The 12323-nt window shown below is 45.2% G+C and carries 8 protein-coding genes and 1 pseudogene; 5 read left to right on the plus strand and 4 right to left on the minus strand.

Annotated features, from left to right (window positions below; all coding sequences use genetic code 11):
- Window positions 1–29: 29 nt before the first annotated feature.
- From IEW69_RS04590 to IEW69_RS04605, 4 genes are read left to right on the plus strand one after another with little or no spacing between them, the layout of a single operon-like run.
- Window positions 30–440 carry a 6-pyruvoyl trahydropterin synthase family protein gene (locus tag IEW69_RS04590; protein ID WP_188625644.1) on the plus strand — a complete coding sequence of 137 codons (411 nt, stop codon included), beginning with the start codon at window positions 30–32 and terminating at the stop codon, window positions 438–440.
- 11 nt (window positions 441–451) lie between these two features.
- On the plus strand, window positions 452–1087 hold the full coding sequence (folE, locus tag IEW69_RS04595; RefSeq protein ID WP_188625645.1) for a GTP cyclohydrolase I FolE: 636 nt from the start codon (window positions 452–454) through the stop codon (window positions 1085–1087).
- Window positions 1088–1097: 10 nt separating this feature from the next.
- Complete coding sequence (gene fabD, locus IEW69_RS04600; RefSeq protein WP_188625646.1) at window positions 1098–1973, plus strand: ACP S-malonyltransferase; 876 nt, start codon at window positions 1098–1100, stop codon at window positions 1971–1973.
- Window positions 1974–2007: 34 nt separating this feature from the next.
- Window positions 2008–5718: a sensor histidine kinase gene (locus IEW69_RS04605; protein WP_229663508.1), complete on the plus strand. Its 3711-nt coding sequence runs from the start codon at window positions 2008–2010 to the stop codon at window positions 5716–5718.
- A gap of 17 nt (window positions 5719–5735) precedes the next feature.
- On the opposite strand, the gene IEW69_RS04610 is transcribed toward IEW69_RS04605, so the two are convergent.
- Complete coding sequence (locus IEW69_RS04610) at window positions 5736–6644, minus strand: DUF8428 domain-containing protein (protein ID WP_188625647.1); 909 nt, start codon at window positions 6642–6644, stop codon at window positions 5736–5738.
- Between the two features lie 195 nt (window positions 6645–6839).
- Between IEW69_RS04610 and IEW69_RS17065 the strand changes: the two genes are divergently transcribed.
- Complete coding sequence (locus IEW69_RS17065; RefSeq protein WP_373284094.1) at window positions 6840–8516, plus strand: glycoside hydrolase family 10-like protein; 1677 nt, start codon at window positions 6840–6842, stop codon at window positions 8514–8516.
- Window positions 8517–8825: 309 nt separating this feature from the next.
- Here the strand turns inward: IEW69_RS17065 and IEW69_RS17070 are convergent.
- From IEW69_RS17070 to IEW69_RS04630, 3 genes and pseudogenes are all read right to left on the minus strand, one after another.
- Window positions 8826–9515, minus strand: a pseudogene (locus IEW69_RS17070) (acyltransferase family protein); the annotation flags it as partial.
- A gap of 9 nt (window positions 9516–9524) precedes the next feature.
- Window positions 9525–11444, minus strand: coding sequence for a glucosamine-6-phosphate deaminase (gene nagB / locus IEW69_RS04625; RefSeq protein WP_188625649.1), 1920 nt, complete (start codon window positions 11442–11444; stop codon window positions 9525–9527).
- 98 nt (window positions 11445–11542) lie between these two features.
- Window positions 11543–12289 (minus strand): DeoR/GlpR family DNA-binding transcription regulator, encoded by a 747-nt coding sequence (locus IEW69_RS04630; protein WP_188625650.1) that lies wholly within the window; start codon window positions 12287–12289, stop codon window positions 11543–11545.
- Window positions 12290–12323 lie beyond the last annotated feature (34 nt).

Genomic DNA, 12323 nt, shown 5'->3' on the forward strand with positions numbered 1-12323 from the left:
TGCGTATATTTGTAATCAATTCACAAGAAATGATTTACATCACACGCAAAGCATCTTTTAATGCTGCACATAAATTATCCCGCCAGGATTGGTCTGACGACAAAAACAAAGCTGTCTTCGGAAAGTGCGCTAACCCAAACTGGCACGGACACAACTACGAACTTTTTGTAACTGTTAAAGGTGAAGTAAACCCAGAAACAGGCTTTTTGGTGGATCTGAAGTGGTTGAAAGACATCATGAATATCCACGTGGTGGACAAGATTGACCACATGAACCTGAATCTTGATGTTGACTTCATGGCCGGTAAACTGGCTTCTACAGAGAACCTTGCCATTGCCATCTGGGACATTCTATTACCACACATTGAGGCTGCAAATGCCAGTCTGCACTGCATTAAAATTTATGAGACCGAAAACAACTATGTTGAGTACTTCGGTTAAGGACAAGCAAAATGGATAAACACACACAAGATTTTACGGAAGAAGAAAACGAAGGGTACGTTAAAATTGACAGGTATAATCAAGAGCGAATTGACGCTATTGCTACCCATTATAAAGATATTCTTGAGCAAATTGGAGAGGATCCAACACGTGAAGGCCTGGTAAAAACGCCGGAACGCGTAGCGAAAGCACTGCAGTTTCTTACCCACGGCTACGATACTAAGCCTGAAGAGATCCTTCGCTCTGCCATGTTTAAAGAGGATTATTCACAGATGGTCGTGGTGAAGGACATTGAGATCTTCTCGATGTGCGAACACCACATGCTGCCTTTCTTTGGTAAAGCACACATCGCTTATATCCCGAATGGGCACATCGTTGGTTTAAGCAAAATTCCAAGGGTTGTTGATGCCTATGCACGTCGTTTACAGGTGCAGGAAAGATTAACCAATGAGATCAGAGATTGTATACAATCGACCTTGAACCCTGCAGGTGTTGCCGTGGTTATAGAGTGCAAACACCTTTGTATGTCTATGCGTGGCGTTCAGAAGCAGAATTCGGTGACCACAACTTCTGCGTTCACCGGGCAGTTTGCTAAAGAGACCACCAGGGCAGAGTTTTTGAGATTGATTACAGCAGGTTTACACTAAACATTATTCAATGAAAGCATACGTATTTCCAGGTCAGGGGGCACAATTCTCTGGCATGGGCAAAGCATTATACCAGGATCCAGCATCTAAGGATCTTTTCGAGCAGGCAAATGAGATCATGGGTTTCCGCATCAGCGACATCATGTTCGAAGGTACTGACGAAGCACTTAAACAAACCAACGTTACACAGCCGGCCATTTTCCTACACTCCGTAATCCTTGCCTTATCCTTAAAGGAGAACTTCAAACCGGATATGGTGGCAGGTCATTCATTAGGTGAGTTTTCTGCCCTTGTTGCTGCAAAGGCACTCCAGTTTGAAGACGGATTGCGCCTGGTAATGGCAAGAGCAAATGCCATGCAACGTGCTTGCGAACTTCAGCCTTCTACCATGGCCGCTATTTTAGGCCTTGCAGATGATGTTGTAGAGCGCATTTGTGCGGAAATTGACGAGGTTGTTGTGCCTGCAAATTATAACTGCCCAGGACAATTGGTGATTTCCGGCAGCATTGAAGGCATCGATCTTGCTTGTGCAAAGCTTACTGAAGCTGGTGCTAAACGCGCTTTGAAGCTGAATGTAGGTGGTGCTTTTCATTCACCATTGATGGAGCCGGCAAGAATTGAGCTGCAACAAGCCATTGAAAATACAATTATTTTAAGTCCGCTGTGTCCAATCTATCAGAACGTTGACCCACGTCCGAACACAGATCCGGCACAAATAAAAGCCAACCTGATCACCCAGCTTACCGATGCCGTAAGATGGACCCAAACCATTGAGCAAATGCTTGCTGATGGCGCTACTGAATTCACTGAAGTAGGTCCTGGCAATGTACTTCAAGGTTTGGTTAAAAAGGTGAATAGGGCAGCTGTAACCAACAGCGCAGGTTAAGAATTTTCTACGGGAATCCCGTTAATTACTGGTTATGAGCATAGGCGCGAAAATAAGGTTTCTGTTACTGATTTTGAGCCTGTGCTGCATAGCCACTGCTGTATCACTAAAGCATTCCATTTCTAAAAAGGACCTGCTCGACCATGAAGCTTCTATTTTACAGGAAAACCTTTCTGTTCGGGAACATCTGGTCTACAATTACCTGAAGGATCCTGCCGAGCTTAAAAAAGCACAAGCATTTCACCTGAATGAAGATTACGCACTGGATTTTATCCAGCGCTTCAAGTCTAAAGGAATACAGGTACTGACCTTCAAAAAAAATGAACTTCTTTTCTGGAGCTCCTTTAAAGTCTTCCCAAAGGAAATCGCCAAAATTGGAGAAGGAAATTCCTTCAATCATTTTCAAAATGGCTGGTCTGAGGTCATCAAAAAAACTACCGGCGACTTCACGATTGTGTTCCTGATTGAGGTCAAGAACCAGTATAAGTTTACCAATAAATTCCTCAACAACAACTTCGTACCGACTTTAACGGATTCCAAAGCACTTACCCTGGCCAGTTATAACGATACGGAGGTGCAGGGCATCAATGACCACAATGGCAATCTGCTGTTCTTTGTGAAACTGCTGCCGGGTTATGTGGATACGATTTATTCTAACCTGGAGATCTGGTTGTGGGTTGTGGGCTTGTTCAGCTTCTGCCTGTTCATCAATTCACTTTGTGCCCTGCTGGTGCGTTCAGGCAGGTTGATGCTGGGCACTTTGGCCATTGCAGTGTTCTTCCTGATCCTGCGATTAACTGATCTGGAATTCGGCTGGTTCAATCACCAGTTCAACTTCCAGCTGTTTGATCCGAAAGTTTATGGGGAAAGCTACATGCTGCCCTCCCTCGGCGATTTCCTGCTGAACATCATTTCCCTCACCTGGGTGTTCCTGTTTGCCTATACTTACAAAGACCTTTACGTTTTACCCCCTAAGTTAAAGTCGAATAAGGTCGCCGGAATACTCCTGCACCTGCTGATGATGCTCATCTTTGTCGGCATTGGGTTTCTTTTCGATCATATCGTATATGGTTTGATCATCAATTCTAAGATCAATTTCCAGATCACGGACATTGTTGGCCTGGGTTGGCTAAGTTGGATCAGCATAGCCATCATCTGTCTGGTCTGGTTCAATGCCTTTATTTTAGGGTATATTTTGATGACGCTAAGCAAGCAGCTGGAGATCAGCAACCGCCAGCGGCTCGTAATCTTCCTTGTGACGGCAGGCGTGTTTATGATCGGCTACCTGAGTCTGGAGTTTGCCATTTTCTTTACCGCATATTGCCTCTTTGTGCTGCTTCTGGGCTGGAACATCTATCTGCAACAGGCTAAATTCTACGTGTACATCTATGCTTCGATGTTCTTTTGCCTGGCATTCGTATCTGCCATGAAGTACCTGGAATACAACAGCAAGCGGGAGCAAACCATGCGTTACACCATTGCGCAACGCCTGCATTATACCGACGATCCCAAAGTATTAATGGCCATTAAAACCCTTGAAGAGGGGGTTACCAAAGATAAGCTTGTGGCGCAAAGCTTTGTTGCCATCAACGAAAAGCAGCCTTCCACGTTGGATAAGTACATCAACAAAAACTTTCTGGAGGGCTACCTCACACAGTTCGAGAATACGGTACTCGAATATGGCAATGAAGCCACTTCAACAGATTCCGTTCCCAATAAGCTGAGCTACTACCGCAATCTGGTGCGCTCCGGCTCTGTTAAAATCTCTACTTATTTCTACCGCTTAAATGATCCTTTTGGCTTTGAGAACTACTTCGGGATCATCCCGGTCTTTAATGAGCAACGGTTAATTGGAACGCTGTTAATAGAGCTTAAATCTCAGCAATACAACTACTATAGTAAGTTTCCGGAGCTGCTGCTTGAGGGTCGCACAACCCGGGAGGAGTCGTATAAGGATTATTCCTTCGCATTTTACAACAATGGGAAGCTATTCCGGCAATCCGGACCGTACACCTATAAGTTGTCTGCGGGTGACTTTCAGGGCATGCAGAGTCCCACTTTTGTGGATGATGAAGAAGGCTACAATCACCTGGTATATAGCCCGGGAGATACGAAATTAATCATCATCAGTAAAGAGCATGTCGGTGCGGTGATGCATCTTGCTACACTTTCCTTCTTCTTCCTGGTGTTCATTATCTTCTCGGCTGCTTTGTACATTCTCATCTGGATGGTCAAGAACATTGACGAAAGCTGGACAGGTTGGTTCAACATCAACCGCTCGCTGATGATCAATGCAAATAAGATCTTGTACAAGACCAGGATACAGTTCTCCATCATTCTTTCCGTTGTAGCGACCTTATTGATCGTGGGCTGGACCACCTACTTCTACATCAGTGCAGAGTACCGTAAACAACAGGATGAGCTGATGCGGGAGCGTGTGCGTAAGATCCAGATCTCCTTTGAAAAGCAGATTGCTGATGGGGGTTTGCCGGAAGTGAATAGCCAGTCATTGTTGGACTTTAACCAGTTTGCAGATATGAATGCATCGTACCTGAACCTGTTCAACATCAAGGGCGATTTGCTGTTCAGCTCACTGCCCAATATTTATGAGAATGGCCTGATTGGAGATAAGATGGCCTCTAACGCCTACATCTATCTTCATGAGCTGCAACGTTCTGAGTTTCTGAATCCTGCGGAGCGGATAGGGGAGTTCACCTACTCTTCGGCCTATGCCCCGATACGGGATCGTCAGAATAAAACAGTCGCCTATATTGGACTACCCAATTATGGTAACGAGTCTGATTACCAGAGTAAGATCAGTTTGTTCGTGAATACGCTGATCAACATCTATGCGCTGGTTTTTGTTGCTATCGGAATTCTGGCGGTGTTTCTGGCCAACCAGATTACCAGTCCACTGACCTTTATACAGGATAGTATCCGCAAAACGAAGCTGGGACAGATCAACAAACCGATCCTGTGGTCGCGCCATGATGAGATTGGGGCCTTGATCAAAGAGTATAATAAGATGATTGCGGCGCTGGAAGAGAGTGCAAGGAAACTTGCGCGTTCAGAGCGGGAGCATGCATGGCGGGAGATGGCCAAGCAGATTGCACATGAGATCAAAAATCCACTGACACCATTAAAACTGGGGGTACAGCTCCTGGAAAAGTCCTGGAGGGAACAGGATCCAAACTTCGATAAGAAGTTCGATCGCTTCAACAAGTCCTTCATTGAGCAGATAGACAGCTTGTCTACCATTGCATCCGAGTTTTCCAACTTTGCCAAAATGCCCGATACCAAGCTTGAGAAGCTGCAGGTACTGCCGATTATTGAGGAGAGCAAAAGATTGTACGGCAGTGCAGATAACACGCAGATCATCATTGATAATCATGCAAAACAGAACGTACTCATTTGGGGCGATAAAGGACAGTTAAGCCGTTCTTTTAACAATCTGTTCAAGAATGCCATTGAGGCAGCAGAGGCCAATACTGTTCATTGCTTAATTTTCGTAAAGCTCTTTACAGAAGCCAATGAACTGGTGATTGAGGTTGCTGATAATGCCAAAGGCATAGACATCGCTTTGCAGGACCGCATATTCGTTCCAAATTTCACGACAACGTCTTCAGGTACAGGATTGGGGCTGGCCTTTGTAAAGCAAGCGGTGGAGAATGCTGGCGGTAGCATCACGTTCAGTTCGGTCGTGAATGAGGGTACAACTTTCTACTTACGCTTCCCAGTCGTTTAAGAGATCCAATTCAGGGGTTAGTCGAGGTCTACTGAACCTTTACCCATCACGTATCCATCTGCATATAAGATGATGGCATAGGTGCCCTTGATAAATTCCTTAGGATTCACCCACTGTATGCTATAAGCGGTGTTATCATCGTTAAAGGAGATTGTGATCATGTCACTGTATTGCATCTCCTGTCCATCCGCTTCAAACATGTTGCTTTCATTCGCAAGCAGGTTTCCTGCAGGATCAAAAACGCGAAGGTAGATCTGGTGATAGTCTTTTTTAGCAAGTTGATTAGGTACTACGGTAAAGTCGATCTGTAGCTTCTTCGCCGAGGAGGCGCTTTTCGTGCTGCTGCTTTTGCCGTTGTTCTTCACACGGAAAGCCTGAACATTTACGTTTGCGGCCTTCAATGCTGCACTCGTTTTAACCAAAGCGTTGAGCTCCTGATTGTTTTGGGCAAGTTGCTCCGCTTTTTCATTAATCTGATCTACAGATTTTTGCAGGCTGTCGCGAACATTCTTCAGTTTGAGGTTCTCTTTACCCAATCGAGCAATCTCTTCATTGTAGTTGTATACAAATTCTTTTAACTCTTTGATCTGTCTTTGAGCGAGTGTAAGTTCACCTTGAGTAAGTTTTCCTTTTTCAAGTGCTGCCTTGAGCTCTGCAATTTTGATTCGGGCAAGATCCTGCTCTTTAATGAGTTTATCGTTCAATTGAAGGTTTATGGCGCTGACTTTATCGAGTTCCACTTCAATCTTTTCGACTTCCAGCTTCAGCCGGTCTTTTTCGGTATTAACGGTTACGAACCGTTCATTCTCATGCTTATCTTTAAAATATAAGTAAACATTACTACCCAATAATGCAACAATGGCAATGGTCAGAAAAAAGATCTTGTTGCGATCACCCTTATTTATCTTGGTACTTTGTTCAGACATTTTATCTTAAATAATAATGCTAAGTGTGGTTTACAGCTGTTTTTAAAAAATCTAACATACTACAAAACTTTAGAATATTGGCTAAAAGCAGCTTTGGATTGTATCAGACTTTAAATAAATTCGTTTAAATGGTTAGCAAGCCAGTACTTTTGCATACTGTTATTCACACAAATACACATCAGTAAGAACTTAAGAATGCCTAAAAACAAAATTTATGCAATTCTCATTGCACTACTCATAAGTACGCCCATTCTGGCGCAAACTACATCAAAAATAAATCCAAAACGTGAGTTTCGGGGAATATGGGTTGCAACTGTTACAAACATCGACTGGCCTTCGAGGGCTGGATTGTCGGTAGATCAGCAAAAACAAGAGCTTATCGCTTTACTAGAATATCACAAAGGCAACGGTATGAACGCCGTTGTACTGCAGGTAAGACCTGCAGCAGATGCTTTCTACGCCAAGTCGCGTGAGCCCTGGAGCAAGTGGTTAATGGGGAAGCAGGGCCTTGCGCCAGCAGCCGGTTACGATCCTTTGGAGTTTGCAATCAAAGAAGCACATTTCCGTGGTATGGAACTTCATGCCTGGTTTAACCCATATCGCGCCACCATGAGCGCCAATGAAGTTGTTAGCCCGGATCATATGACCCGCAAGAAACCGGAATGGTTCTTCAGCTACGCTGGAAAAAAGCAGTTCGACCCAGGAAAGCCGGAAGTACGTGAGCATATCGTACAAGTGATCTTGGATGTTGTGAAAGGCTACGACATCGACGGCGTGCATTTCGACGATTACTTCTATCCTTACCCGGTAGCCGGACAGAAGATTCACGATGAACAAACATACGCGCAGTATAGAAACGGTTTCAACAACATCAATGATTGGCGCAGAAACAACGTCGACATTTTGATTAAGGAGTTATCAGACAGCATCCATCACTATAAAAAACACGTGAAGTTCGGCATCAGTCCGTTCGGCATCTGGCGGAACGATTTCGAACATGCGGAAGGTTCTTCCACGAAAGGCATGTCCAACTACACAGAGCTGTTTGCAGATTCACGGAAGTGGGTTAAAGAAGGCTGGGTAGATTACATCAATCCACAGATTTACTTCTCTTTCACCCGCAAGGCGGCCCCATTTGGCACCTTGGTAGACTGGTGGAGCAACAATACTTATGGAAGGCACCTGTACATCGGTCAGGCCGCATACCTCGTTAACCAGAAAGCAGAAGCTGCATGGCGCCTGCCGGAGCAAATTCCAGATCAGATCCGCTATATCCGTGATAACAATCGCGTGCAGGGTAGCGTGTTCTTCAGCTCAAAATCCTTCTCCACAATTGCACGTGCAGCAGGCGACTCCCTCCGTTTAAGCTTATACAAGTATCCGGCTTTGCCACCACAGATGCCTTGGCTGGACGAGATCGTACCCAATGCACCGAAAGACTTCAGCGCAACAGCTACGCCTACTGGTGTGCAGTTAAAGTGGGAAGTTCCTTCAGCAGCTAGCGATGGCGAAACCGCTTCAGGCTACGTAATCTACAGATTTGAAGAGGGTGAACAAATTTCAGTAGCCGATCCAAAAAACATCCTCAAGATCAGCTTTGAAGATTATACCATGTTCCTGGATACACAAACAGAGAAAAATAAGCGCTATACCTATCTGGTTACCGCATTAGACCGTCTGAAGAATGAAAGTGATCCGACAGGACCAGTTGGGGTAGAAACCCGCGCGTCAGACTTTGATAAAAATGTGCTTTCGGTACATGATGTAAAGGATGACAAACCAAAAACAGATCTGGGCAATGGCCCAGGCAAGGGAAGCGTTAATGGGACTGAAGTGAGCGCTGAAGAAGTTGTTATACAACCAGGACTGTAATCCGGATTCAGTACCATCTGCATTACCTACTTTAATCATGTTCATCGTCCTCGGTAGAAGTCCCGAAAGGAAGAATACCGTAATGGCGTTTTTACCATAAACCACGAAGGGCAGGGTATAATCACTGTATTTATTTACATCGATAATCCAGTAGCAGAAGGCCAGGATCATTGTGGCGAGGCCGCCCGTGTAAAGCACGAAAGAACTGGTCCACAAAGATTTATTTAATGGAAACTGTAGCCCCCAGACCATACCGCCAATAAACAGCATTAAGCCGGTGCAGAATAACCAGGAGATTTTGTAGCTATCCTCCAGATCCTTTCTGCGTAGGAAAGCACCGACCAGCACGCCAATTAAGCCAGATGCAATTGCGGGCATTGTACTTAGAATGCCCTCGGGGTCCCATGTTTTGGCAGATTTCCAGAGGTGTGCTTCGGTTAAGATGCTGCGATCAATCCACGCACCCATATTGGTTTCCTTTTCCAGATTTGGATAGCCGGTGCCCGGAACCGGGATAAAGGTCATGATGATCCAGTAAAGGATTAGTATGCCCCCGGCGATGCGCATGATGTTCTTCTCCGAATTCTTCAGGAAAATAATACTGGAGATGAGGAACACGACAGCAATTCTTTGCAAGACGCCAGGAATGCGCACGGTACTCAGTGCAGCAACAGGATCAGTGAAAACTTTCGGGTAAAGTGAAAGGAACAAGCCCAGTCCAAACAATATTGCCGCGCGTTTTGCAGCTTTAAGGATTGTTTGGCCATGGGCTTGTGTGTCTGCCTTCTTGGAAGACATGGCATAGGTGATGGAAACACCTACAATAAAGAGGAAAAATGGAAAAATCAGATCTGTTGGCGTACAACCATGCCAGGAAGCATGTTCAAGTGGTGCGTAAATGTGTCCCCAGTCGCCCGGATTGTTTACCAGAATCATTGCGGCTACCGTCGCACCCCTGAAAACATCCAGTGATAATAAGCGTTGATTAGATTTTTCCATTAAATATTATTAGAACTTCCAGCGAACAAACGCCTCCATTGCTTCATATTCAGCGAGGCCAAGCTCGTCGTATCTGCGTGCAGTTTCACGGTTGCGGTCTTCCGCTCTTTTCCAGAACTCCCTTTCATCATCACCCGGGAATACGGCACGGTCTTTCTGCGACTGGTGTTTGAAGATGGCGTATTTCTTTCTTTCCACCTCCTGTGGACTAAGTGGTACAGCCATTTCAATTTCGTGGGTTTCGAATTCATGCCAAGCACCTCTGTACATCCACAACCAGCAGTCCTGCGCCCATGCTTCTGTTTTGCGAAGCTCCGTTAGAGCATCCAGGATGATGTTGAAGCAAACGATGTGTGTGCCATGTGGATCTTCAAAATCGCCAGCGGCGAAAACCTGATGTGGTTTTACCTGCTGAAGCAACTCAATGGTACGGCGTACATCTTCACTAGTAACCGGGTTTTTCTGGCTCTTTCCGCTTTCATAGAAAGGCAGTGCCATGAAGTGAATGTGATCATCTTCCAGTCCGCAGTACCTTGCACCAGCAATGGCTTCCCCTTTACGGATCAAACCTTTAACGGTCTGAATTTCTTTGGTGTCGATCTGATTTGGCTTTTTAACTTCCAGGAAACTGCGCATATCTTCATACATCGTTTCCGTAGGTGCAGCGTCTAACCCCATTTTCTTTGCAAAGTCGATGTTGAACTCCACAAACCTTAATGCATCATCATCCCAAACAGCTGTGTTACCAGAAGTTTGATAAGCAACATGCACATCATGCTGCTGATCTACCAGGCGGATGAAAGTTCCACCCATAGAAATTACATCGTCATCCGGATGCGGAGAGAAGATAAGCACGCGCTTTGTGGATGGTTCTGCACGCTCCGGGCGCTGCGAATCATCAGCATTTGGTTTGCCACCCGGCCAGCCGGTAATGGTATGCTGAAGTTTATTGAATATATGAATATTGATGTTGTAAACCGGGCCCTTTTCAATGGCAAGTTGTGCCATGCCATGGTTGTTGTAATCGTCTTCCGTTAACTTAAGAACAGGTTTACCTAAAGTATTTGCAAGCCAGATCACCGCTTTGCGGGTCAGCATCTCCTCCCATACGCAATCTTTTACCAACCATGGTGTATCAAATCGGGTCAGCAGGCTTGCTGCTTCCACGTCTACAACAAACTCAACATTGTCTGACATCTGCAGGTACGTTGCCGGTACTTCGCCCGACATTTCGCCTTCTACAGCTTTCTTCAGAATGGGTGCTTTTTTACCATTCCAGGCCATAAGGATGATTTCCCTGGCATGGAAGATGGTACCAATACCCATGGTAATGGCTTTAGTTGGTACAAAAGATTTACCCCCGAAATCACGTGCAGCATCTTTTCTGGTCAGGTCATCAAGGGTTACCAACCTGGTTCCCGAGTTTGGTGCCGAGCCCGGCTCATTGAAACCGATGTGACCGGTTCTACCGATACCGAGAACCTGAATGTCTAATCCACCAACTTCGGCAATTTTCTTTTCATAGTTCAAACAAAAGGCAGGGATATCTTCAAGCTTAAGTGTGCCATCTGGAATGTTGATGTTATTTCTATCAATGTCAACGTGATCAAAAAGCTGCTTGTTCATGAACGACACGTAGCTTTGATCTGCATCTGGCTGCATCGGGTAATACTCGTCAAGGTTGAAGGTGATGACGTTCTTAAAACTCAACCCTTCTTCTTTGTGCATGCGCACCAGCTCTGCATATACACCAACCGGTGTAGCCCCTGTTGCAAGTCCCAAAACCGCAGGTGCATTTTCGCTTTGCTTTTTACGGATCAGGTCTGCAATTCTGTTTGCTACCTTGATGGATGCCACTTTCGGGTTCTCGAAAATAGTAACCGGCAGTTTTTCAAAGCGCGTTTCTTCTAATAGATTTAATCTAGCCATTGTAAGGTTTTTAAAAAAATTGGTTCGGAGCAGTAAATATAGCTACTCTGCGCGCTTAATTTGCATTTAAATGACAATCGAGAACTGCTGAGAAAAACTTAGTGGATATTTAACCCTCTGGACCGATATTCCCGTAGGCATTCTTCTTCTGCAGGGAGCTCCGTAATCAGGTGATGGATGTTTTCTAGACCTGCCACTTTCAACCGTAGGGTGATGTCCAGCTTTTCGGAAATACACAGGATGGCGACATGCTTAGAACATTGAAACATGGCTTTCTTAAGTTCATTGATCTCCCAATCGGTGTCGGTTAAGCCATACTCTGGATGAATAGCACTCGTACCAATTAAACACAAATCCGCGTTTATGCCGGCAAGCTGGCTAATTACGTGCCCGCCGAAGGTTACCTTGGAATTTTTAGAGAATATACCTCCAATGAGAATGACTTCAATACCATCATACTTGGCAAGTTCAATGGCTACGAAAGGACTGATTGTAAAAAAGGTCGCTTTGAGATGAACCGGAAGCTGCTTCACCAGCTCAATGATGGTTGTGCCGCCGCCCGTTAGGATAACCATGCCATTTTTAATCAGGCTGATCGTTTTTTTTGCAATTACAATCTTGGCCTCCCGTGCGTAAATCGCGTTGTCATCATAGGCCGATTGGTACGATCTGGAGAGTGCGCCGCCATGAACTTTCAATAGCTTCTGACTTTCGGAGAGTTCCTGCAAGTCGCGTCTAATCGTGTCTTCAGACACCTGCAACATATCTACAAGATCTGTGGTCAGCACCCGATTGTGTAGGTTGATCTGGCGCATGATTTGTTCATGCCGCTCCCGTTTTAACATATAGCATTTGGTTTGTGCCAATTTATAAATAATT

This window comes from Pedobacter quisquiliarum (assembly GCF_014642175.1).
Lineage (GTDB): Bacteria > Bacteroidota > Bacteroidia > Sphingobacteriales > Sphingobacteriaceae > Pedobacter > Pedobacter quisquiliarum.

What these genes read in the sequence shown, in the direction of transcription:
- IEW69_RS04605 (WP_229663508.1), top strand. Translation starts at nt 2,008, where the DNA reads ATGAGCATAGGCGCGAAAATAAGGTTTCTGTTACTGATTTTGAGCCTG.
- IEW69_RS04610 (WP_188625647.1), bottom strand. Translation starts at nt 6,644, where the DNA reads ATGTCTGAACAAAGTACCAAGATAAATAAGGGTGATCGCAACAAGATC.
- folE (WP_188625645.1), top strand. Translation starts at nt 452, where the DNA reads ATGGATAAACACACACAAGATTTTACGGAAGAAGAAAACGAAGGGTAC.
- IEW69_RS04590 (WP_188625644.1), top strand. Translation starts at nt 30, where the DNA reads ATGATTTACATCACACGCAAAGCATCTTTTAATGCTGCACATAAATTA.
- fabD (WP_188625646.1), top strand. Translation starts at nt 1,098, where the DNA reads ATGAAAGCATACGTATTTCCAGGTCAGGGGGCACAATTCTCTGGCATG.
- IEW69_RS04630 (WP_188625650.1), bottom strand. Translation starts at nt 12,289, where the DNA reads ATGTTAAAACGGGAGCGGCATGAACAAATCATGCGCCAGATCAACCTA.
- IEW69_RS17065 (WP_373284094.1), top strand. Translation starts at nt 6,840, where the DNA reads ATGCCTAAAAACAAAATTTATGCAATTCTCATTGCACTACTCATAAGT.
- nagB (WP_188625649.1), bottom strand. Translation starts at nt 11,444, where the DNA reads ATGGCTAGATTAAATCTATTAGAAGAAACGCGCTTTGAAAAACTGCCG.